Here is a 20749-nt window from a genome sequence, read left to right on the forward strand (position 1 = left end):
TGGGAGATATATCGGTGGGCGGTGTCGTGACTCGCATTGACACCACCACGATGCACACGACGGACGGCCTCGACCGAGCGGTCGCGAAGATCTACTACGACGACGACCAGCCCGTGCAGGTCGACGCCGCGTTCATCATCGAGGACTGGCCGTGGGTCGTCGGGTTCGACCAGGTCGGCACCGACGACCACGACTACGTCTCCATCCCGAGCGAGCGCGTCGTCGGCGTCATGAGCCCCCAGTATACGCAGTTCTCGCAGAACGGCCGGCGCGTCACCGCGTACGGCATCGACGACCGAGAGGTCGAGGAGTACGCCGCGTTCCTCCCGCTGTAGACGCGACCCGAGTGGCGTTTCAGCGTCGCCGTCCGACCAGCAGGCCGGGGTCCGCAACCACCAAGCGGTCCTCGAACGCACCGACCAGTTCCTGCTCGGGGAACCGTCGTCGCCAGCGGACCGCCCCGTCCGTGGCGGCCAGTTCGTGCGTCTTCCCGTCGGTGGGAACGACCACCGAATCGGCGGTGTGCACGGGTGGTCCGGACACCTTCGGGACACCGAGCGGCGAGTCCTGCTCGGCCGGGAACCGCCATCTGACGCGCCGCTCCGCGACGTCGACCGCGTACAGGACTCCCGCCGAGACCACGTACACGTCGCCGCGGTTCGTGGGGACGACCGCATCGTGCGGGGTCGGCACGCCGAAAGACAGGGGTTCACCGGACGTTGCGTCGAACGCGGTCATCGCTGGTTCGACGTCGAATTCGGGCACGGGGGGCTCGTGGACGAAGACGGCGTTCTCGACCATCTCGACCGTGGCACTCGCCGCGAACCGTGCGTCGGTCCGCCAGCGTTCCGCGCCGTCGGGAGCGATCGCGACGACCCGCTGCGCCGTTTCTCCAGTGAGGACCGCGCACCCGTCGGCGGACGCCGCGACGCCCAAACCGTAGACCCGCTCCCACGGATACGCCACGGAGAAGCGCCTCCCTCCACCCTTCTCGAGAGCGACGAGCCCGTCGTGGGTCACAACGTAGGTGGTCTCGGGGCCCTCCGCGACCGCGTTGACGTCAATTTCGAAGCGCCCTCGACGCACGACGTCCGTCCCGTCGATGGCGAACAACTCGTCGTGGACCGCGTCCGTCCCGTTCGTGTCGGTGACGGGCTCGTCATCGACCAGCAGTCGTTCGCCCTCGGTCGTGAAGTACAGCACCTCGTCACCGAGTATCGCCGCACCCGCGGAATCCTCGGTGTAAACGTCCATCTGTGCTCGACCGGTGGCGGCGTCGAGCACGTTGACGTACGAGGCGCCCTCAACGGTGTCGCCGATTCCGCTGGTGGATAATAACACGAGGTCCCCCGCGGCGCTGGTGTTGTTCCTGGTTTCAGTCTGCCGCCAGACCGGGTCCCCGGCTGCTTCGCGGTAACCACATCCGGCGACGGCGGTCGTCGCAGCGGTTCCGAGAACGCCGAGGACGTGCCGGCGCGTTGTACGCGTGGAGCGGTCGTCCCGGTTCATCGAGCCCCCTCGAGCGCCCGGATGCGGGCGACGCGTTCGCTCGTCGGTGGTTGCAGGCCGAGTCGTATCCCAGCCTGGGCGTCCTCCGAGGACACGGCGCCGAGCGATTCGAGGAACGGCGCGTCCCGCTCGTCGCCGTCGGCGACGGGCACGACGGTGAACGCGTCGAGGAAGGGATGACTGTCGCCGTCGCCATCCGCCTCGTCGAGGGTCTCGAGCGCGTCAGCGAGCGCCGCGTAGTCGTCGACGATGGCCCCGGCAGCGGTGTCGGCGACGTATTCCCTGTACCGCGAGAACGACCGGTAGAACACGGTTCGGACGCCGAGGAACGCCGGCAGGAAGCACAGCGCCACGGGAAGGTACACGATGGTGACTGCGCGACGCACGACCGGGTGCTCGGACACACCGAACCCGATCATGAGTTCCGCGGTGCGGCCGGCGACCGCGGGCACGGCGAGCGGCCGAAGGACGGAGAGGACGGCGACGGTCGCGGCCGTCGCTGGATGGTCGGCGTTGCGCTGATGGGCGAGTTCGTGCGCGAGCACCGCGTCGAGTTCGTCGTCGTCGAGGACCGCCAGCAGGTCCTCGCTGACGACGAGCGTCTGGGTTCGCGGGTCGGCACCGACGGTGAAGGCGGTGGCAGTATCGACGTCGATGGTCGCGACCGCCGGTGCGTCCACGCCCACGTCGCTCGCGAGCGCCGTCACGCGGTCGACCAGCGTGGGTCGGTCCTCGCGAGTAACTCGCGTGGGCTCGACGGCGTCCATCACGGCGCGGACGCGGAGTCGGTACCCGTAGCCGGCGCACCCGAGGAACGTCACCGCGAACGCGGCCGCCGCCCACGGTTCCACGTACAGCTCGCCGTACAGGCGTGGGCCGCCGAGCGACCGATGGACGTCGAAGCCGATCGCGTTGACCACGAACAGGGCCCCGTAGAGCGTGAGGAGTGGGAACGCGACGACGAACGCGAGGACAAACACGAGGCGACGTCGCAGCCCCCGATAGCTCACCGTCACCCCGACCCCTCCTTTCGACGAACGAACACCATATTTCAAACGTTCAACTATAAGGGGGTAAGTTCGGCGGGATGCGAGCGTCCACACCAGCCGGCGAGTCCGCCGACCAAACGTCATGCACGACGGCCGAACCGCCCCGCGAGTCGACCCCCCTGCACGTGGAGATGGACCGCGCAATCGTCAGGTCCACGTGCCGCGCTCAGTCGTTCCCCCGCCCGTGCCGCGCTCAGTCGTTCCCGCGGCGTTTCTTCATCTCCTGGCGCGTGAACTGCGGGCTCGCGCGGATACCCTTCTTCGAGCGGAACGACCGCCACAGGAAGAACGCGCCGGCGAGCCCGATGACGCCCGACACCGCGGTCGCGTAGTAGTCTCCGCCCGCGTACAGGTACGCCGTCGACAGGAGACTGAACCCGAACACGAGCCCGGAGACGAGTCGGCGTGCGAGCTTGTCGATGACGCCCTTGTCGTCACCGAGTTCGACCTGGACGGTGAGGTTCCCGCGCTGGGCGGTGTCGAGCGTGTCCTCGAGCTTCGGGGGGACGCGCACGAGCGACCGCGCTGCATCTTGAACCTGGTCGCCGGCGTCCGCGATGAACTGGCGGGCCGTCTCCTCGCGGTACCCCTGCTCGGTGAGGTACGTCGTCGCCGTCTCGATGAAGTCGAACGACGGGTCGAGCGTGACGCAGACGCCCTCGACGACCGTTGCGACACGCAGGACGAGCGCGAGGTTCGGCGGGAGTCTGAACGGGAACTCGTAGATGGAGTCCTCTATCTGGCCGATTATCTGCTGGACGCGGTACTGCTCGATGTCCTCGCCCCTGGCGTCCGCGATGGCGAGCTCCATCACGTCACCCATCACGTCCCGGTTCGCCTCCGGACTCAGCGTCCCGATGGCGACCAGCGAGTCGAGGATCGCGTCGATGTCCTGGTTCGCGACCGCGACGTAGAACTCCACGATCTTCTCCTGGACGAACTCGTTCACGCGCCCGCTCATCCCGAAGTCGTAGAACACGATGGCGCCGTCGTCGAGCACCGCCAGATTACCGGGGTGCGGGTCGGCGTGGAAGACGCCGTCGTCGATGATCATCTGGAGGTACGCGCGCTGGAGGGTCTCCGCGACGCGCTCGCGGTCGATACCCTTCTCGTCGAGCGCGTCGACGTCGTTGATCTTCGTGCCGGGGAGGTACTCCATCGTGAGGACGCGCGGCCCCGAGTGCGAGTCGACGACCGCCGGGATGCGTATCTCGTCGCTCTCGGCGAAGTTCAGCTTGATCTCCTCGAGCATCCGCGCCTCGCGCTCGTAGTCCATCTCCTCGCGGATGGTCTTCGCGAACTCGTCGGCGAGGTTCTCGAGACTGAACGCTTGCGCGTCACCGACGAAGTAGAGGAGGATGGGGAGACTCCACCGGATGACCCGCAAGTCGGCTTCGACGAGGTCCTCGACGCCGGGGCGACGGACCTTCACGGCGACGTCGTCGCCGTTCACGGTCGCCTTGTACACCTGGCCGAGGCTCGCACCGCTGATGGGGTCGGTGTCGAACTCCGCGAACGCGTCCTCGACGGGGCCGACCTCCGCCTCGAGCACCTGCTTGGCCTCCGCCCAGTCCGCGGGCGGGACGTCGTCCTGGAGCGACGACAGCACGTCGATGTACGCGGGCGGGAGGACGTCAGGCCTGGTCGAGAGGAGCTGGCCGAGTTTGATGAACGTCGGGCCGAGCTTCAGGAGCGAGTCGAGCAGTCGCTCGGCGCGGTCGATCTGCGTCGCCTCGTCGACCTGTCGCCTGCTACCGATGACGAGGTAGCGTCGGCGGTCGCGAGCGTACGCGAGCAGGAGCGGCAGGAATTGGCGTGCGACGACGAGGAATCGCCAGTACGCCCGTAGGTTGACCAGCCTTTCTCACCTCGAGTCAGGCGTCCCGGATCTCGATGCGGGTCTCGTCGGTCGACGTGCGCTTCGGGATGGAGAGTTCGAGGACGCCACGGGATATCTCGGCGTCGGCGGCCTCGGGGTTGGCGTCCGGTGGGAGCGGGAGGTCGACGTCGAGGAACAGCGAGCGGTCCTCGCGCTCGTACCGGAACTCGGCGGGGACGTCCTTCTCGCGTCGCGCTTCGATGGAGACGCGGCCGTCGCGTGCGACGACGTCGAGCGTGTCGGCGGTGACGCCGGGGAGGTCGACGACGAGCAGGTAGCCGTCGTCGCTCTCGAGGAGGTCAGCGAACACGGCGTCGGGAAGGTCTGCGAACGCCTCTCGGAGCGCGGACATGGACGGCCGTAGGTGCCCTGGGTCGAAAAACCCACGGGTAGCGGTTCGACAACGACTCGCACGACCGTGGGTCGGTCGCGGTGGCGTCCGCTCGCGGCGCGGTGGTCGAACGGTTGCCGTCACCGCCCCCCAGCGACGTGATCCCCGGTTCCGCGCGCTGGCGGCGTAATCAGCGGTTTCGTGCGCGTAACCAGGTCGTACCGCCCGTGAACTGGCGTGACCGGTCGTCGGGGCTTAAGTCACGGCCCGTGGTAGGTGCGAACGATACTCATGTCACTCGTCGACAGGCTCAAGGGGCTGTTCGGGCGCGAGGAGCGAACGTACGAGTACTGGTGTCCGAACTGCGAGGAGACGTTCGAGTCACCGAAGGCGGACATGTCGAGCGTGCACTGTCCGGAATGCGGGGAGACGCGAGTGCGAGCGTCCGCGATGGCGGACCCAGTCACGTAAGCAGCGCTGCCGCGAGCGTCCCCGTCGAGAGCAGCCGTCGGGCCGTCGTCGACCAGCGCGCTCGCGGTCACTCGTCGAACGCGGGGAGGTGACTCGTGGCGTCGCGAGCCGCCGCGGCGTCGACGCCGTCGAGCGCGCCGAAGTGCGGGACGCGGTGGTCGCCACGTACGCAGTGCCCGCGGCGGTCCGCGCCGTGGCGTTCGACGTGGATGGCGTCCAGACCAGCGTTCCACGCGGCGCCGACGTCGTTGCTGCCGTCGCCGGCGAGCACTCCAACGTCCTCGGCGTCGACGCCGAGACCCGCTCGTGCGAGGTCGACGGGCGCGGGGTCGGGCTTCCAGCCGGTGTCGTCGTCGCAGCAGACGACGACGTCGAACCAGTCCGCGACGTCGAGGTGCTCGAGGACGGGGTCGGCGAGGAACCGCTGGCAGTGCGTCACGAGCCCGACCGGCCGGTCGAGGTCGCCCACGAAGGTGGCGTCGTCGTGGAGGAACGTGTGCTCGGCGCGCGCTCGTGGGTCCTCCTCCGCGTGGAACGCCGGCCAGAACGCCTCCGGGTCGACGCCCCACGCCTGCAACTGTCGATTGCGCGCGCCGGTGAGGCCGTGCCAGAGCACGTACGCCTCGCGGTCGCTGAACCGCCGGCCGACGCGGTCGCCGACGCGGTCGAAGACGTCGCGCGTGTACGCCCACTCCGCGTCGACGAGCGTCCCGTCGAGGTCGAACAGCCAGAAGTCGTACGAGTCGGCGACCATCGGGAGGCGATTCTAGGACCGCCAGTCGCTAAGTGTCTTCGGGAGGCCTGAGATGCGACCGCACGCTACGCCTGGGGGTCCTCGACGACGTCGATGCTGCTCCCGAGGTACTTCGAGACGACCTCGTCGACCGAGTCGGCGTTGAACGCGGCGAGGTCGGCGGCGATGGCGTCGCGGAGCGCGTCCACGTACGCCTGGTCCGCGCGCAGACTCCGGAACTCGACGTCGTCGACGGGCACGCCGAGGGCGTCCTCGGCGAGCCAGCGCGCGTGCTCGCGGTCGTTCACCTCGCCGCGCCAGAGGTTGTCGCGGAAGAACAGCCAGCCGTCGTCGCCGGGTTCGGCCGCGGGCCGACGGAGCACCGTCCGGAACTCGTTCGGACGCACCCAGACGTCGGCCGACGGCGCCAGGTGGAACGACACCCGGAACACGTACTGGGCGGGCATCCGTCTCCCCTTACGCGGTCTCGTTGTTCAGTATCTCAGCCATCTCGAGGTCCTTCTCCGTGATACCGCCCGCCTCGTGGCTGGTGACGCGCACCTCCACCTCCTTGTACCGGATGCGGATCTCGGGGTGGTGGTACTGCGCTTCGGCGATCTCGCCGGTCAACTGCGCGAAGTTCACGCCCTTCATGTAGTCGTCGAACTCGAACGTCCGAACGATCTCGTCCTCGTCTATCGACCAGCCCTCCGGGAGTCGCTCCTCGACCTCGTCGTCTGCCAGGACGTCTGCCATGCGCCACCAATCGAGTGCGGGCGGCATAATCATTGGGGCGGGCGCTCGCCGTCGCGTTTGCTGGCCTGGAAAACACCGGGGGTGGTTTAGGGTGCTGGTTGACGAACGACGAGGTATGCTTCGGACGCGGACGGTCCTCGGTGCGGTCCTCCTCGTGGTGGCGTTCGGTCTCGCCGCCGGGTCGCTGCCGTCCTCCGGCGGGGCGCCCGCGCCGACCAGTGGTGACGGGTCGGGCGACACCTCGGCCGCAGGTGGGGCGGTACGCGACGCCGGCGTCGAGGAGTCGGTCGAGAATCCGGTGTCGAGTGCGACGCGCGACCGGTTGCTCGCGGCGGTCGTCGCGCTGGCGTTCGCGGTCGGGTACGCGCTCGCGCCACGGCACCGCCGCACCATCGCGGTCGCGGCGGGCGTGGTCGCGGTCGCGGCGGCGAGCGACGCGTGGCTCCGGCCCGCGGCGGTGAGCGGGCTGCTATCGGTGGTTGGGGATGCGACGGCGACCGCGGTCGGTGGCCCGCTCGGCGTCGCGCTCGCGGTCGTGCTCGCGCTGGCCGTGACCGCGGGCGTCTGGCTGGCGTTCGGTCGCGACGACGGCGAGCGGCGCCCGGCGGACGCCACCGACGACGACGCCGGCCGCGGCGGCGAGCCTGGAGCGCGGCCGCGTGACGTGGACGTGCATCCGGCGAGCCGGGACGCGTCGGACGAGGTGACTCGTGCGTGGCAGCGCGTCGTCGCGTCGGTGACGACGCCGGCGCCCGGTGCGCGGACGCCCCGCGAGTTCGTCCGCGCCGCCAGCGACGACGGCGTCGACGCGAGCGCGTTCGCGCGACTCACCGAGTTGTTCGAACGCGTCCGCTACGGCGACGCCGACTCGGACCGCGAGGCCGAGCGTGCACGGTCGCTCGCCGCGCGAGCGGTCGAGGACGCGGGAGTGGCGGACGACGCGTCGAACGGCGACGGTCGCGAGCGCGGCGGTGGTGACGCGTGAACCGGGCGCTGTTCGCGGTGGGTGCGGCCTGCGTCGCGGTCGGCGTGGCGCGCCTCGCGGGCGTCGTCGGTCCCGTCCTCCCGGGCGGTGCGTACGGGTTCCTCGCGGTCGCGGTGCTCGCGGTCGTCGTCGCCGGCGTCACGCTCTACCGGGACGCAACCGACGACGACTCGCCCGAACGCGCCGCGCCGCCCGAACGGTCGCGGCCGCGGCGTCCCGGTGCGGCGGCGGCGCGGGCGATAGCCGACCTGCGCGTGGTCGGGCGACGCGCGGACGCCGACGACGGCCGGCGGGAACTCCACGACCGCCTGGAGTCGCTCGCGGTGGACGTCCTCGTCGCGAAACGCGACGTCGACGCATCGACTGCCAGGGACCAGCTCGCCTCGGGTGCGTGGACCGACGACCCGACGGCGGCGGCGTGCTTCGTCGACGGCCCGATACCGCCGCTGTCGGCGCGCGACCAGTTCGCGGCGCTCCGGTCGGGCGACCCGCCGTACGCCAGACGCGTCCGCCGGGCGCTCGCCGAACTCGACCGCGTGGAGGGCGACGCATGACCGACGGCGCTGGACTCGGTGCTGGACTCGACGCGACCCGGACCGGCCGATACCGGGGGGCGCTCGCGGTGGCCGCGGTCGTCGCCGCGCTCGGCGCGCTCGCCGGCACGCCCGTCCTCCTGGTCGCCGCGGTCGTCGTCGCGGTCGTCCCCGCGCTCGGACGCGCCAGCGAACCGCCCGAACCGGACGTCGTCGTCGACCGCGTCGTCCGTCCGCCGGACCCGGCCCCAGGCGAGACGGCGACGGTCGAGTTCGCGGCGAGGAACGCGGGCGACGCGCGCCTCGCCGACGTCCGCGTCGTCGACGCACCGCCAGACGGCGTCGACGTCGTCGACGGCAGTCGCGCGCTCGCCGCCGCACTCGCACCCGACGAATCGGCGACGGCGACGTACGAGGTCGCGGTCCCCGCAGGCGAGCACGCGTTCGACGACCCGTTCGTCGCGGTCCACGACGCGACCGGGAGCGTCGCGGTCACTGGCCGCGTCACCGTCGACGAGACGACGGTCGCGTCGACCGCACCGCTGCCAGACGTGGAGGCGGTCACCGTCGCCCCGCCCGCGAGCGGCCGCCCCGGTCGTCGCCCGAGCGACGACGCCGGCGACGGCATCTCGTTCGACTCGCTCCGCGAGTACCGCCGCGGCGACCCGGCGGCGCGCGTCGACTGGCGGCGGTACGCCCGCACCGGCGACCTCGCGACCGTCAGGTACCGCGAGCGACGCGCGCCGACCGTGATGCTCCTCGTCGACGCCCGCGAGCGAGCGCACCTCGCAGCCGCCGCGGACGCCGAGGACGCGGAGACCGCCGAGAGCGCCATCCGCCGCGGGGTCACGGCGGCGCGTCGCATCGTCGGTGGGTTCGACCTCGCGCACGTCGGCGTCGTCGCGCTCGCACCCGAGTACCCGACGCTCGACCCGGGCGTCGGCCGCGAGCACGCCCACCGCCTGCGTGCGTTCCTCGACGCCGTCCCCGGCGTCGCCGGTGCGCCCGAACCGCTCGACGCTGACGGGCGCGACCTCGCCGCCGGCGTCCGCGCGCGCCTCCCTCGGAATGCACAAGTGTGTCTCTGCACGCCCGCGTGCGACGACGCGGTCGTCGACGCCGCGACGCACCTCGCCGCCGCCGGCCACGACGTCGGCGTCTGCAGTCCCGACCCGACCGCGCGCACCGACGCCGGCGGGCGCCTCGCCGCGCTCGAACGCCGCGCGCGCCTCCGCGCACTGCGTCGACGCGGAATCACCGTCGTCGACTGGGGCGACGAACCGCTCGCGACCGCATTCGACCGCTCAGGGTGGACGACGTGACTCGCGACGACCCCACGGCTGCCGGCATACCACCGGGAGCGATCGCGACGCGCCCGGGCGGGGTACTCGCGGTCGGCGCAGACGCGCTCGCGGTCGCGATAGCCGCCACCGCCGCGTGGACGACCGTCGTCGCCGCCGTCGGCGCGGTCGCACACGCCACCGGCGTCCTCCAGGACCGCCCGCTGGCGCGCCGCGGTGGCTCGCTCACCTTGCTGGCCGCGACGCTCGCAGGCACCCTCACCGGGCTCGGCGACGTCGCCGTCCTCGCCGGCACCGTCCTCGTCGTCGTCGCGTACGACGCCGGCGAACGAACCGTCTCCCTCCACGCACACGCCCCAGACACCGTGACGTGGGCGCTCGAAGCGCGCCGGACCGCGTGGACGCTCAGCGTCTGCACCGTCGCCGCACTCGCCGCAACGCTTCTGGCGACGGTTCCGACGACCGCGACCCCCGGCGGCGCGGCGCTCGCGCTCGCCGGCGGCGTCCTCGTCGCACTCTCACTGCGCGATTGAAAGAACGGATCAGTCCGCGGGCTCGGTCGTCGCGACGTCCTCCGCGTCCGCGCGCTCGCGTCGCGGGAGCGCGTCACGGAACCGGTCGACGACCTGCCGCGCCTCCTCCAGTTCCGCGTTCCCGAACGCGCGAACGAGCGCGAGCGCCCGGCGAGCCCTCGTCCGCCGCCAGGACTGCTCGCGGTTCTCGTACGTCCTGATCGCGCGCAGGAAGTCCACCTTCGAGAACTCCGGCCAGTACGGCGCGCAGAAGAACACCGCCGCCTCGTTCCCGTTCGCGTGCCACGGCAGGAAGTTCGACGTCCGCTCGTCCCCGCCGGTGCGGATGATGAGGTCGACGTCCCGCACCGGACAGTCGTAGAGGCGGTCCTCGACGGTCGCGACGTCCACGTCGCTCGCATCGAGCTCGCCAGCGGCGACGTCGTCGACGACGCCACGCGCGGCGTGCAGGAGTTCGTTCCGGCCGCCGTACGCGAGCGCGACGTTCAACACGAACCGGTCGTACTCGCGCGTCCGCTCCTCGGCGTACCGCGCCGCCGACCGCACGCGCTCGGGGAGCATCCCGTGGTCGCCGATGACGCGCACGCACACCTCGTTGTCGTGGACGCTCTCCGCGTCCGCGAACTCGCGGAGTTTCTCCGCGAGCAGGTCGAACAACGGCTCGAGTTCCTCGTCGGGGCGGTCGAAGTTCTCCGTCGAGAACGCGTACAGCGTCAGCTCCTCGACGCCGAGGTCCTGGCACCACGACAGGACGTCCTCGGTCGTCTGCGCGCCAGCCCGATGCCCGTCCGGCGCGTCACCGCCGCGTTGTCGGGCGTACCGACGGTTCCCGTCCTGGATGACGGCGACGTGCGTCGGCGACCCCGATATCTCACGGCGGAGCAGGTGCTCGTATCCCGCTCGAACGCGTTCGCGAAGCCACCCTCGCATCTAGTAGCATCCTATTCGACCGCGGATATGTGTCTTCTGCTTGCAGCCGACGCCGCCCGGCCCTGCCACCGCCTCGCAAGGCCGCCTTTGATTCGAATCACGGGGTTGCCCCGCCATCGAGGCCCGTGCGACCGCCCGGAACGACCCCTTACCGGCGTCTCCCGCCCGAAACAGCCGGTCGCGCGCTATCGGACAAATTTATATGCCAGGCCGTGCTCCGTTCGACTGCAATGGCGAAAGGCGAGGTTGACTTCTTCAACGACACTGGTGGCTACGGTTTCATCGATACTGACGAATCCGACGAGGACGTGTTCTTCCACATGGAAGACATCGGCGGTCCGGACCTCGAGGAGGGGCAGGAGGTCGAGTTCGACATCGTGCAGGCCGACAAGGGCCCGCGCGCCGAGAACCTCGAGCGCCTCTAAGTCGGTTCACCACCAGTTGCGGTAGCGGTTCCGGGCGGCGGCGGTAATCTCGTCTCCTCTCGCGAAGCGGACTACGGTTATTTTCGACGCCCCGAGCGCCTCGCGCTCGCCGGGCGTCCCGGTCCTCACGGTCGATAGCCGCGGCGTTGGCGTCGGTGGCGACCGGGACGTCCGCGTCCGTTCCGTCGCGGCGGCGCGGAATCGTGACACGTTTACTCGGCGGTCGAGAAGCGTGACGGTATGAGTGAGACGCTCGACGACGACCTCTATCGGCGGACGAAGGCGCTACTGGAACCGGGCGACGTGGACCTGAACGGCGTCGTCGTCCACACCGAGTTCGACGGGCAGGCGGACGTCCAGATGATGCAGGCGACGCTCGACGCCGCGGACGTCATCGCCGAACACAGCGGGCACGACCCGAACGACGTCTACGTCGAGAGCGGGAACGACGACCCGAACTTCTCCTCGAACCAGCACCAGGGCCTCACCATCGACGACGAGGAGTTCGTGTGGGAGTGCCAGCAGCTCCTCCGCCAGGGGAGCTTCGACATCGTCATGTACTATCTCGCCGAGGCCGACCACGACGCCATCGTCGCCGGCATCGAGGACCTCGGGTTCGACGCGACGGGCGTCCGCGGCGACGAGTAAGGGGCCGGCGCCTTCTCGATTCCACTCGCGACCGTCCGGCGAGCGGCGCGTCCCGGTTCAGTGCAGCCGTCGGAGCGTCGCGTCCGACGACGTCGAGAACACCGCGCCGGCACCGAGCGCGGCGAGTTCGGGCCCGTCGGTGCCGACGCGCCACGCGAGATCGCCGCCCGCGGCGTCGAACGCGTACAGCGCGCGTTCCTCGGTCGACGCGTCCCCGTCGCCGTCGCCGGTGACGTAGACGGTCGAGCCGTCGGCGAGCGTGCGCCCGCTGAGGCGGCCGGGGGCGCGCGTCCGCCAGCGCTCGTCGCCGGTGTCGCGGTCGAACGCCCACAGCGTGCTCGAGACGTCCGCGGCGGCGTCGCCGCGGGTCGGCGGGTCGCTCTCGGCGACGACGACGAGTTCGGGGCCGACGACGGGGTTCGTGGTCGCGAACCGCTCGACGCCGTCCCCGATCTGTTGGCTCCAGACGACCGCGCCGGTCTCGGCGTCGAGCGCCACGACCCGGCTCCGCAGGCCCTCGAGGAACTGGTCGCCCGCGTCGGGGCGGCTCTGGACGACGTAGACGCGGTCGCCGCGGACCGCGGGCGCGAACTGGCGGACGACCCCGCCATAGCCGTCGAGGTCGTGCAGCCACGCGCGCTCGCCGGTCCCGCGCTCTATCGCCGCGACCTTCGAGCGGGACGCGGCGTAGACGCGGTCGGCGTCGACGCTCGCGACAGGCGGACGGACGTCGGTGCGGTTCCCGGGGAGGACGCCGCGGTCAGCGGTCCACTCGACTGCCCCGGTGTCGAGGTCGTGGCTCGTGAGGACGGGTTCGCTGGCGTCGCGGACGCCGAACGTGAGCACGAGACCGTCGCGAACGGTCGGCATCGGCGCGACGCGGTCGCGCGTCCACCGCACGTCGCCGGTGTCGCGGTCGAGTACCGCGACCTCCTCGAGACAGCCGGCGACGACGGCGCCGTCGGTGACGGCGACCGCGAGCGGCGGGTCGACGCCGTACCCGCTGCCGACGTCGACGCGCGTCCGCCAGCGGACGCGGGAGCGGTCGAGGTCGACGGCGAGCACCTCGAGGCGGTCCCCCGAACTCGGCGGGACGACGTCGTTCTCCGCGTACGCGTCGCTCTCGACGGCGCGCGCGGCGTACGCGACGCCGTCCGCGACCGCCGGGAACAGGAGGTACGGCGCCTCGACCGTGCTCTCGAACGGGTAGGCGTCGACGGACCCGGGCGCGTCCTCGGGACCGCTCGTGCTCGCGCGCCACCCCGCCCGTTGCGGGCCGCCCATGAATCCCGGCCACGCGAGGTCGCTTCGCGGGAGCGGCGAGCGGAACGCGTCGAGACAGCCGGCGGTCGCGCCACCGGCCGCGACGGCGGTGGCACCCGCCAGCGACCGGAGGACGCGTCTGCGCGAGGTCGCGGGCGAACTAGTGGAGGGCATCGCGTCGCCCGTCTCCCGCCAGCGGTACGTATCTTGTCCCTGCGGCACGGCAGGGGGCGACGAGGGCCGGGTTTTCACGGTCTCGGAAGACCCGCGTTCCTTATACGCTCGCGGACCCGAGCGCCTAGCAAATGGGACGGGGAGACGTCGATTACGAGCTGGACGACGTGGACCGGGCGGTCGTGAACGCGTTCCAGGGCGGGTTCCCCGTCGTGGAGCGGCCGTTCGAGTCGGCGGCGGCGGCGTTGCGCGAGCGCGCCATCGACATCGACGGTGACGGGTTACTGGAGCGCGTGCGGACGCTCGACGACGAAGGGGTGCTGTCGCGGTTCGGGCCGCTCGTCAATGCACAGGAGATCGGTGGGGCGGCGACGCTCGTCGCGATGCACGCGCCCGAGGAGCGGTTCGAGGAGGTCGTGGAGGCGGTGAACGCGCATCGGGAGGTCGCGCACAACTACGAGCGCGAGCATCCGCACTTGAACGTGTGGTTCGTCGTGAGCGTGGCGGACCCCGAGCGCGTCGACGAGGTGCTCGCGGCCATCGAGGACGAGACCGGCCAGGAGACGTACAACCTCCCGAAGCAGACGGAGTTCCGCGTGGAGGCGAAGTTCCTCGTCGACGGCCCCGTTCCCGAGGGCGACGTCGACCTGTCCAGTCTGGGGCCGAGTCCGGCGCCGTCGGGGCGGTCGACGTTGACGCCCGAGGAGCGCGACCTCGTGCTCGAAGTGCAAGGAGGACTACCAGTAACGTCGACGCCGTATCGCGACGTCGCGGACGCGCTCGGCGCCGAGGTCGAGTGGGTGCTGGAGACGCTCCGTCGGTTCGAGGTCGAGGGGAAGATCCGACGCGTTGGCGTGGTGCCGAACCACTACGCGCTCGGGTACACGGAGAACGGGATGACGGTGTGGGACGTCCCGGACGACCTCGTCGACGAGGTCGGGCCCGCGGTCGCGAGTCTCGATTTCGTCACGCACTGCTACGAGCGGCCGCGTCACGAGGGCGTGTGGCCGTACAACTTCTTCGCGATGACCCACGGACGCAGCGAGGAAGAGAGCGCCGAGCGCGTCGAGCAGGTCCGCGACGTCATGAGCGAGTACTGGGACGTCGAGGACGACGACTGGGACACGTTGTTCTCGACGCGCATCCTGAAGAAGACCGGTATCCGGCTGGACGAGCGCGCGGACGCGAACACCGACGCCGAAGTCACCAACGCCGACGCCACCGACGCCGACGCGTCGAACGACGAGGAGACGGCACCGACGGACGCGTCGAGGTGACGACGATGAGACCGCGCTCGCAGGAGGTGCGTCGATGATACCGCTCTACCACGACTTCACGGGGGAACGCGTGCTCGTCGTCGGCGGTGGGTCGGTGGGTGCGCGGAAGGCGCGGCGGTTCGCGACCGAGGCCGACGTCGTCGTGGTGTCGCCGGGGTTCGCGGACGCGGACTTCGGTGGCGCCGAGCGCGTCCGGAGCGAGGTCGTGCCCGACGACGTCCCCGGGTGGTTCGACCGCGTCGACCCGGCGCTGGCGGTGGCGGCGACCGACGACGCGGCGGTGAACGCGCGCGTCGAGAGCGAGGCCAGCGCGCGCGACGTGCTCGTGAATCGAACGGACACGCACGGCGAGCGCGACCCCGGGAGCGTCGTCGTGCCGGCGACGGTCCGGGACGACCCCGTGGTCGTCTCCGTCGCGACCGGCGGCGCCAGTCCCGCGCTCTCGAAGTACCTCCGGGAGCGCATCGAGGACGACATCGCTGGTGCGGGCGCGATGGCCGAGCTCACGGGCGCGCTGCGGGACGACCTCCAGGGTCGCGGCGTCGACCCCGAGCGGCGTCGGGATGTGGTACGTGCCGTCGTGCGGTCGCCGGACGTTTGGACAACTTTACGTACCGGTAACGCCAAGCCACGACAACTGATTGACGACGTCCTCGCGGACGTCGCACCCGAACTCGTCAAATAATGAAGGATACAGGCGTCATCACGGGCGTTCGCGTCACTCACAGCACCGGGAGCGTCGACGACGTCGCCGCGGCGAGTACGCGCGAGCCCGCTGCGGTGCTCGGGACGCTCGCGGCGACCGACGGCGTCGAGGAGGCGTTCGTCCTCCAGACGTGCAACCGGGCGGAAGCGTACGTCGTGACGGGCGACGTCGGCACGGGGAAGGCGGCGCTCGCGGAGTACGGCGCTGACGCGAGCGACGAGGCGCGCATCGAGATGGGCCACGAGGAGAGCCTCGAACACCTCCTGCGGGTTGCGTCGGGCCTGGATTCGCTCGTCCTCGGCGAGGACCAGGTGCTCGGGCAGGTCCGGGACGCCCTGGAGACCGCTCAGCAGGTCGGGACGGCTTCGGACGTCCTGGAGGACGCGGTCCTGAAGGCAGTGCACGTCGGCGAGCGTGCGCGGACGGAGACGGACGTGAACGAGGGCGTCGTCTCGCTCGGGTCGGCGGCGGCCGAGCGCGTCGCCGCGGAGCGCGAACTGGAGGGCGCGACCGCGCTGGTCGTCGGCGCCGGCGAGATGGGGCTGCTGGCGGCGCGGGCGCTCGCGGACCGCGGCGTCGGCCGGCTCGTCGTCGCGAACCGAACGGTCGCGAACGCCGAGCACGTCGTCGACGAACTGGACGTGCCGACCGAGCCCGTGCCGCTGTCGGCGGTCGACACGGTCGTCTCTCGCGTGGACGTGGTCTTGTCGGCGACGTCGAGCGACGACCTCGTCGTGGACGCGAGCGCACTCGCGGACGCGGGCGACGTGACGGTCGTCGACCTCGCGCAACCCCGGGACGTCGACCCGGCGGCGGGCGACATCGAGTCGGTGACGGTGTACGACCTGGACGCGCTCGAGGACGTCACCGAGGAGACCCGCGAGAACCGCCGGGAGGCCGCCGCGGCCGTCGAGCGCATCGTGGACGCGGAGCTCGCGAACCTCCTCGAGCAGTTCAAGCGCCAGCGCGCGGACGAGGTCATCGCGGCGATGTACGAGTCCGCCGAACGCATGAAGGCTCGCGAGGTCGAGACGGCGTTGTCGAAGCTCGACCTGGACGACGAGGAGGCAGCGGTCGTGGAGTCGATGGCTGACGCGCTCGTCTCCCAGCTCCTGTCGGCGCCGACGAAGAGCCTCCGGGACGCGGCCGCGGAGGACGACTGGTCGACGATCAACACCGCACTGCAGTTGTTCGACCCGGACTTCGAGGCCGAGGGCATGCCGCCGGCGGTCGCGGCGATGCTCGCGGAGAGCGACGACGGGACGGCGAGCGAGTCGCCGCTCGGCGCGTTCACGGACGACGACTGAATCGACGGGGCGGTTCGGTGACGGTGCGTGGTTCGTTCTCAGTGACGCCTGAGTCGTCGAGCGGCGGCCCCGCCGAGGCCGGCGAACGCCGCGAGGACGCCGAATCCGGGGGTGGCGCCGTTCCCCTGGCCGCCGCTCCCGCTGCCGCCGCCGTCGCCGGTCGTCGGCGCGGGCGGGGTGCCGGAGAGCGCGGTCGTGACGCTGCTCGCGACCGACGCGGTGGTGTCCGTGGGGTCGCGGTCGGCGGCGTCGGCTGGCGCGAACTTCGAGAGTCGGCCGCTCGAGCCGCCGGGGCCGCTGTTGCCGTCGGTGGCGACGTAGAGTTCGCCGTCGTGGTCGCGGCCGAACGCGAGCACGAACCGCTCGATGCCGCCGCCGGGGGCGACCGCGAGGTCCTCGCGCGTCCAGTCGTCGCCGCTGGGGTCGGCGAGGAAGAGCCGCTGGCGCCAGTCCGCGAACACGTACTTTCCGTCGAGCGCGGGGACCGCGCTCCCGCGGTAGACGTGGCCGCCGACGACCGCGATGCCGACGTCGTGACTGTACTCGAGGACGGGGTCGACGAGCGGGTCGCCGTCGGGCGTCTCCGTCGGGCAGTCGTCGGCGTCGTAACAGTGCCGGCCCTCGCGGACGTTCCACCCGTAATTGGCGCCCGCCTCGATGACGTTCACCTCCTCCCAGCGGTTCTGGCCGACGTCCGCGGCGACGAGTCGGTCGTCGTCGAAGGAGAGCCGCCACGGGTTCCGGAGGCCCCACGCGTACTGCTCGGCGAGCGCGTCGCGGCCGACGAGCGGGTTGTCGTCGGGTATCCCGTACGGTTTCCCGTCGGTCCGCGAGTCCGGGTCGATGCGGAGGATGCTCCCCAGCAGGTTCTCGGTGACGTCCTGGCCGTTCCCGCCGGCGTTCGCGTCGTACCAGTCGTCGACGTGCCCGGTGCCGCGGTCGCCGCTCCCGCCGCCGTCGCCGACCGCAACGTAGAGGTGGTCGTCGGGGCCGAACGCGAGGTCGCCGGCGTTGTGATTCCCCTGCGGTTGCGGTATCTCGAGGAGCGTGCGTTCGTCGTCGACCGCGAGCGCGCCGTCGCCGGTGACGGGGACCTCGTCGAGGACGAACGTGTGCGAGTAGTTCTCCGGCGTCCCGCTGCGGCGCGGGGCGCTGTACCGGACGTACGCACGAGACCCGTCGGGGTGGAATTCGAGCCCCAGGAAGCCCTGCTCGGTGTACCCGCCACCGATGGAGACCATGCGGTCGCGGAGGTCCGCGACCGCCGTGGGGCCGTCGTCGTCGACGCGGTACGCGCGCCCGGGCTGGTCGACGACGTACGGACGGTCGTCGCCGGGGCGGAACGAGACCGCGACCGGGGCCGCGAACCCGTCGGCTACCGTCTCGAGCGAGACGATTGCGTCCGCGTCGCCGCCGTCGGTACCGCCGAGGTCGAGGTCGAGACAGCCGGCGAGCGCGCTCGCGCTCGCACCGACGCTCGCGAGCACGTCGCGCCTGCGCGGGAGGGACATACAGCCCGCTAGGGACGCGTGCTACTTAGTGTCGTGCGAGGCGGCGAAGGCATCGAGGTAGGCACCGCGAGCGAGGGCGTCGTGGCGCGACGCGAGTGGGGCGCTCGCCGGCGGCGAGCGGTCAGATGCGGCCGAGGTAGCGCGCGGTCGCGGCGAGGGTCGCCTCCGAGAGCGCGTACGTGTGCCCCCACCAGTCTGGGTCGTAGCGGACGTCCCGCGAGAACCGCCCGAGGCAGCCGGAGCCCGGCCACTGGGTCTCGCCGCCGACCGTCGTCTCCGCGTACGCGGTCGCGAGCGGCGTCACGATGGCGCCGCGGCCGTCGCCCGCCGGAACGACCGCGCCGAGGTCGTGCTCGCAGCCGCGACCGATTATCGGTCGCGCGTCGAACGGCGTCACGAGCCCGTGGAGGACCTCGTGGACCGCCATGTTGTCCGTGACCGCCGCGTCGTCCCACTGCTCGGTCGCGCCGACGTTCGCGTACGACACCGGCCCGCCGTTCTTGAGGTGCGTGCGGTTCCCGCCGTACCCGATGGACTGCTGGAGGGGTTCGTCGACGAGCATGAGGTGGAGCGCGTCGGGGTCGCGGCGGCCCTCGGCGTCGAGCCAGTCCGCGGTCGACTCCCAGACCGCGTCGCGCGTGTTCGTCACCACCGTCCCCCGGGGCGCGGTTCCGCCCGCGGCGACGTCGAACGTGACCTCGCGGTCGAGTTCCCGGTCCGCGTTCCGCGCGACCTGTTCGACGCCGCGGTCGACCGCCCGCACCACCCGGCGGAAGGTGCGGTCCGGAATCGAGGGGACGCGATGCACGACCGTACCGACGGACAGGGGACTCGCCGGCGCGTCCGCGTTCGTCGTCGTGGAGTCGGTTCCCGGCTGGGCGAACGCTGGCGCGCTCGCCGCCACGGCCTGGAGGAGGGCGCGTCGAGACGGCACGCGCTCGGCTTCGCACCCGACCGGCGTAAGTCTCCTCCCTCCGTCGCGGCCCGAGATTCAGTCCGAGCCCCCGCCGTCGCGGGGTGTGGACGACAATCAGTCAGTCAGTAGCGTCCTTCCGCATCTTCACGTGCGGGATGCCGGCCTCGTCGAACTCGTCGCCGAAGCGCTCGTAGCCGAGTCGCTCGTAGAATCCCGCCGCCTGCGTCTGGGAGTGCAGGAGGAACGACTCGAACCCGCGGTCGCGGCCCTCGGTCTCGAGGACGTCCATCAGCGCGCGCCCGACGCCGGTCCCGCGGTACGATTCGAGGACGGCGACCCGCTCGACCTTCCCCACGCGCGCCTCGTCGCGGTCCTTCGGCCGGAGTCGCGCCGCTCCCACGGGGCGCACGCCGTCCGCGACCGCGAGCGCGGCGTCCCGCGTCGGGTCGCGGTCGTACGCGACGACGTGCGTCGTCGCCGGGTCGTCGTCCCAGTCGTCCCACTCCAGGCTCTCGTCGACGTCCTGCTCGTCCACGAACACCACGCGCCGCACCGCGAACGCGTCCTCGCGCTCGTCGGCCCCCGCCGCAACCGCTGCACGTACGTCGGTCATACACGAGTCGACGCGGACGACCGTCGAAGGCGTTTCGTTCCCCAGGCGGTGACGGTCCAGTCAGTCAAAGCACGCCCGTGCCATAGCTGTCGATTCAGAGCACGCCCGTTCCATAGCTGTCGATTCAGAGCACGCCCGTTCCATAGCTGTCGATTCAGAGCACGCCCGTCCCGCCGCTCGCGACGACGACCGACGCGTACACGTCGCCGTTCGGCGCGACGTGGACGTCCGCGCTCCCGTGCTCGAAGCGCTCGCTCGTCAGGAACTCGCGCACCTCGTCGTCGCCGAGGAGGTTCCGGAGGAAGGCGTCCGCGACCGCGTCGGCGTCCGCGAACCCCTCGATGGCGCGCTCGCCCTCGCCGCCCGTGAAGATCCGTCGAACGAACTGGAATCGGCCGAGCCGGAAGTCCCGGAGTCGCCCGAACAGCTCGCGCGCACTCCCGTCCTCGCCGGTCGTGACCGTGTACGCGGTCGCGTACCGCGCCGCGTCCACGACGCGACCGTCGGCAGCGAGGGGAGCGTCGCGCTCGGCGTTCACGCCAGCCAGGATCGCGTCCTCGACCGTCACGAGCGAGATACCGCCCGCGCGCTCCGCGCTTCCCGGCGCATCCGGAATCGCCGGCGGCGTGTACTCCTCGTACAACAGGTACCCGCCACCGAACACCGCAACCGCGCCAGCGACGCCGTACCCGACGAGCGCACGCCGCGACGTCCCCAGAAGCGACTCCGCCTCACGCACGTCGCGCTCGCCGTCCAACGGCACCTTCTCCAGCGACATCCCCCCGCAGTTCGAACACGGCGGATTGTGCTTGGGCGTCCGCTCCCCGCAGTGCTCGCAGCGCCACTCGAACCCGCCAGCGTCGGCCGCGTCGTCCATCACTCACACAGAACGACCGCTC

Annotated in this window: 23 protein-coding genes and 1 pseudogene; 11 read left to right on the plus strand and 13 right to left on the minus strand. The window is 71.4% G+C overall.

Translation table 11 applies throughout. From position 1 onward, the window contains the following. The first annotated feature begins 26 nt into the window (after positions 1-26). A complete protein-coding gene (locus VYJ16_RS21950; RefSeq protein WP_336352449.1) occupies positions 27-335 on the plus strand; it encodes a hypothetical protein in 309 nt (102 codons plus the stop codon). A 19-nt stretch (positions 336-354) separates the two neighbouring features. On the opposite strand, the gene VYJ16_RS21955 is transcribed toward VYJ16_RS21950, so the two are convergent. The 4 genes from VYJ16_RS21955 to VYJ16_RS21970 all read right to left on the minus strand — a co-directional run bounded on the left by VYJ16_RS21955 (position 355) and on the right by VYJ16_RS21970 (position 4789). Further along, on the minus strand, positions 355-1509 hold the full coding sequence (locus VYJ16_RS21955; protein ID WP_336352450.1) for an outer membrane protein assembly factor BamB family protein: 1155 nt from the start codon (positions 1507-1509) through the stop codon (positions 355-357). Continuing rightward, positions 1506-2489, minus strand: coding sequence for a M48 family metallopeptidase (locus VYJ16_RS21960; protein ID WP_336352451.1), 984 nt, complete (start codon positions 2487-2489; stop codon positions 1506-1508). The genes VYJ16_RS21955 and VYJ16_RS21960 overlap by 4 nt, the downstream gene beginning before the upstream one ends. A gap of 262 nt (positions 2490-2751) precedes the next feature. After that, complete coding sequence (locus tag VYJ16_RS21965; RefSeq protein WP_336352481.1) at positions 2752-4416, minus strand: AarF/ABC1/UbiB kinase family protein; 1665 nt, start codon at positions 4414-4416, stop codon at positions 2752-2754. A 16-nt stretch (positions 4417-4432) separates the two neighbouring features. Continuing rightward, positions 4433-4789, minus strand: a complete 357-nt coding sequence (locus VYJ16_RS21970) for an Hsp20/alpha crystallin family protein (protein ID WP_336352452.1) — start codon at positions 4787-4789, stop codon at positions 4433-4435. 270 nt (positions 4790-5059) lie between these two features. On the opposite strand from VYJ16_RS21970, the gene VYJ16_RS21975 reads away from it, so the two are divergent. Continuing rightward, positions 5060-5239, plus strand: coding sequence for an FmdB family zinc ribbon protein (locus VYJ16_RS21975; protein ID WP_336352453.1), 180 nt, complete (start codon positions 5060-5062; stop codon positions 5237-5239). 67 nt (positions 5240-5306) lie between these two features. On the opposite strand, the gene VYJ16_RS21980 is transcribed toward VYJ16_RS21975, so the two are convergent. The 3 genes from VYJ16_RS21980 to VYJ16_RS21990 all read right to left on the minus strand — a co-directional run bounded on the left by VYJ16_RS21980 (position 5307) and on the right by VYJ16_RS21990 (position 6728). Continuing rightward, the gene (locus VYJ16_RS21980) at positions 5307-5993 is read right to left on the minus strand and encodes an HAD family hydrolase (protein ID WP_336352454.1); all 687 of its coding nucleotides are present in this window, start codon (positions 5991-5993) and stop codon (positions 5307-5309) included. 65 nt (positions 5994-6058) lie between these two features. Continuing rightward, positions 6059-6439 carry an LWR-salt protein gene (lwrS, locus tag VYJ16_RS21985; RefSeq protein WP_336352455.1) on the minus strand — a complete coding sequence of 127 codons (381 nt, stop codon included), beginning with the start codon at positions 6437-6439 and terminating at the stop codon, positions 6059-6061. 10 nt (positions 6440-6449) lie between these two features. Continuing rightward, on the minus strand, positions 6450-6728 hold the full coding sequence (locus tag VYJ16_RS21990) for a 4a-hydroxytetrahydrobiopterin dehydratase (RefSeq protein WP_336352456.1): 279 nt from the start codon (positions 6726-6728) through the stop codon (positions 6450-6452). Between the two features lie 115 nt (positions 6729-6843). Here VYJ16_RS21990 and VYJ16_RS21995 point away from each other — a divergent pair, with 115 nt between their 5' ends. Genes VYJ16_RS21995 through VYJ16_RS22010 form a run of 4 tightly spaced genes read left to right on the plus strand, consistent with a single transcriptional unit; the run spans position 6844 to position 10080 of the window. Then, positions 6844-7713, plus strand: a complete 870-nt coding sequence (locus VYJ16_RS21995; protein WP_336352457.1) for a DUF4129 domain-containing protein — start codon at positions 6844-6846, stop codon at positions 7711-7713. After that, on the plus strand, positions 7710-8267 hold the full coding sequence (locus VYJ16_RS22000; RefSeq protein WP_336352458.1) for a DUF7269 family protein: 558 nt from the start codon (positions 7710-7712) through the stop codon (positions 8265-8267). Before VYJ16_RS21995 ends, VYJ16_RS22000 begins: the two co-directional genes overlap by 4 nt. After that, positions 8264-9568, plus strand: a complete 1305-nt coding sequence (locus VYJ16_RS22005) for a DUF58 domain-containing protein (protein WP_336352459.1) — start codon at positions 8264-8266, stop codon at positions 9566-9568. The genes VYJ16_RS22000 and VYJ16_RS22005 overlap by 4 nt, the downstream gene beginning before the upstream one ends. Continuing rightward, positions 9565-10080, plus strand: a complete 516-nt coding sequence (locus tag VYJ16_RS22010) for a DUF7519 family protein (protein WP_336352460.1) — start codon at positions 9565-9567, stop codon at positions 10078-10080. Before VYJ16_RS22005 ends, VYJ16_RS22010 begins: the two co-directional genes overlap by 4 nt. A 9-nt stretch (positions 10081-10089) precedes the next feature. On the opposite strand, the gene uppS is transcribed toward VYJ16_RS22010, so the two are convergent. Further along, positions 10090-11010: a polyprenyl diphosphate synthase gene (uppS, locus tag VYJ16_RS22015; RefSeq protein ID WP_336352461.1), complete on the minus strand. Its 921-nt coding sequence runs from the start codon at positions 11008-11010 to the stop codon at positions 10090-10092. A gap of 230 nt (positions 11011-11240) precedes the next feature. Between uppS and VYJ16_RS22020 the strand changes: the two genes are divergently transcribed. Beyond that, a complete protein-coding gene (locus tag VYJ16_RS22020) occupies positions 11241-11435 on the plus strand; it encodes a cold-shock protein (protein WP_227133609.1) in 195 nt (64 codons plus the stop codon). Positions 11436-11675: 240 nt separating this feature from the next. Continuing rightward, on the plus strand, positions 11676-12083 hold the full coding sequence (locus VYJ16_RS22025) for a DUF5778 family protein (RefSeq protein ID WP_336352462.1): 408 nt from the start codon (positions 11676-11678) through the stop codon (positions 12081-12083). A gap of 57 nt (positions 12084-12140) precedes the next feature. On the opposite strand, the gene VYJ16_RS22030 is transcribed toward VYJ16_RS22025, so the two are convergent. Then, entirely contained in the window at positions 12141-13568 is a 1428-nt protein-coding gene (locus tag VYJ16_RS22030) for an outer membrane protein assembly factor BamB family protein (RefSeq protein WP_336352463.1), read from the minus strand. An 83-nt stretch (positions 13569-13651) separates the two neighbouring features. Here VYJ16_RS22030 and ahbB point away from each other — a divergent pair, with 83 nt between their 5' ends. From ahbB to hemA, 3 genes are read left to right on the plus strand one after another with little or no spacing between them, the layout of a single operon-like run. Beyond that, positions 13652-14797: a siroheme decarboxylase subunit beta gene (ahbB, locus tag VYJ16_RS22035; RefSeq protein ID WP_336352464.1), complete on the plus strand. Its 1146-nt coding sequence runs from the start codon at positions 13652-13654 to the stop codon at positions 14795-14797. A gap of 34 nt (positions 14798-14831) precedes the next feature. After that, positions 14832-15482: a precorrin-2 dehydrogenase/sirohydrochlorin ferrochelatase family protein gene (locus tag VYJ16_RS22040; RefSeq protein WP_336352465.1), complete on the plus strand. Its 651-nt coding sequence runs from the start codon at positions 14832-14834 to the stop codon at positions 15480-15482. Beyond that, on the plus strand, positions 15482-16810 hold the full coding sequence (gene hemA / locus VYJ16_RS22045; protein ID WP_379762992.1) for a glutamyl-tRNA reductase: 1329 nt from the start codon (positions 15482-15484) through the stop codon (positions 16808-16810). The genes VYJ16_RS22040 and hemA overlap by 1 nt, the downstream gene beginning before the upstream one ends. A gap of 257 nt (positions 16811-17067) precedes the next feature. Here hemA and VYJ16_RS22050 read toward each other — a convergent pair. The 4 genes and pseudogenes from VYJ16_RS22050 to VYJ16_RS22065 all read right to left on the minus strand — a co-directional run. Continuing rightward, a pseudogene (locus tag VYJ16_RS22050) lies at positions 17068-18321 on the minus strand (PQQ-dependent sugar dehydrogenase); the annotation flags it as partial. Between the two features lie 121 nt (positions 18322-18442). After that, a complete protein-coding gene (locus tag VYJ16_RS22055) occupies positions 18443-19255 on the minus strand; it encodes a hypothetical protein (RefSeq protein WP_336352467.1) in 813 nt (270 codons plus the stop codon). A 100-nt stretch (positions 19256-19355) separates the two neighbouring features. Continuing rightward, positions 19356-19850, minus strand: a complete 495-nt coding sequence (locus VYJ16_RS22060; protein WP_336352468.1) for a GNAT family N-acetyltransferase — start codon at positions 19848-19850, stop codon at positions 19356-19358. 154 nt (positions 19851-20004) lie between these two features. After that, positions 20005-20727 carry a hypothetical protein gene (locus tag VYJ16_RS22065; protein WP_336352469.1) on the minus strand — a complete coding sequence of 241 codons (723 nt, stop codon included), beginning with the start codon at positions 20725-20727 and terminating at the stop codon, positions 20005-20007. Positions 20728-20749 lie beyond the last annotated feature (22 nt).

This window comes from Halorubellus litoreus, from assembly GCF_037081675.1.
GTDB classification, from domain to species: domain Archaea; phylum Halobacteriota; class Halobacteria; order Halobacteriales; family Natrialbaceae; genus Halorubellus; species Halorubellus litoreus.

Bases quoted from the DNA above. Each gene is read 5' to 3' on its own strand.
- VYJ16_RS22040 (WP_336352465.1), top strand. From the start codon at position 14,832: ATGATACCGCTCTACCACGACTTCACGGGGGAACGCGTGCTCGTCGTC.
- ahbB (WP_336352464.1), top strand. From the start codon at position 13,652: ATGGGACGGGGAGACGTCGATTACGAGCTGGACGACGTGGACCGGGCG.
- VYJ16_RS22065 (WP_336352469.1), bottom strand. From the start codon at position 20,727: ATGGACGACGCGGCCGACGCTGGCGGGTTCGAGTGGCGCTGCGAGCAC.
- VYJ16_RS21995 (WP_336352457.1), top strand. From the start codon at position 6,844: ATGCTTCGGACGCGGACGGTCCTCGGTGCGGTCCTCCTCGTGGTGGCG.
- VYJ16_RS22060 (WP_336352468.1), bottom strand. From the start codon at position 19,850: ATGACCGACGTACGTGCAGCGGTTGCGGCGGGGGCCGACGAGCGCGAG.
- VYJ16_RS21955 (WP_336352450.1), bottom strand. From the start codon at position 1,509: ATGAACCGGGACGACCGCTCCACGCGTACAACGCGCCGGCACGTCCTC.
- lwrS (WP_336352455.1), bottom strand. From the start codon at position 6,439: ATGCCCGCCCAGTACGTGTTCCGGGTGTCGTTCCACCTGGCGCCGTCG.
- uppS (WP_336352461.1), bottom strand. From the start codon at position 11,010: ATGCGAGGGTGGCTTCGCGAACGCGTTCGAGCGGGATACGAGCACCTG.
- VYJ16_RS22025 (WP_336352462.1), top strand. From the start codon at position 11,676: ATGAGTGAGACGCTCGACGACGACCTCTATCGGCGGACGAAGGCGCTA.
- VYJ16_RS21975 (WP_336352453.1), top strand. From the start codon at position 5,060: ATGTCACTCGTCGACAGGCTCAAGGGGCTGTTCGGGCGCGAGGAGCGA.
- VYJ16_RS22005 (WP_336352459.1), top strand. From the start codon at position 8,264: ATGACCGACGGCGCTGGACTCGGTGCTGGACTCGACGCGACCCGGACC.
- hemA (WP_379762992.1), top strand. From the start codon at position 15,482: ATGAAGGATACAGGCGTCATCACGGGCGTTCGCGTCACTCACAGCACC.
- VYJ16_RS21980 (WP_336352454.1), bottom strand. From the start codon at position 5,993: ATGGTCGCCGACTCGTACGACTTCTGGCTGTTCGACCTCGACGGGACG.
- VYJ16_RS21990 (WP_336352456.1), bottom strand. From the start codon at position 6,728: ATGGCAGACGTCCTGGCAGACGACGAGGTCGAGGAGCGACTCCCGGAG.
- VYJ16_RS21970 (WP_336352452.1), bottom strand. From the start codon at position 4,789: ATGTCCGCGCTCCGAGAGGCGTTCGCAGACCTTCCCGACGCCGTGTTC.
- VYJ16_RS22020 (WP_227133609.1), top strand. From the start codon at position 11,241: ATGGCGAAAGGCGAGGTTGACTTCTTCAACGACACTGGTGGCTACGGT.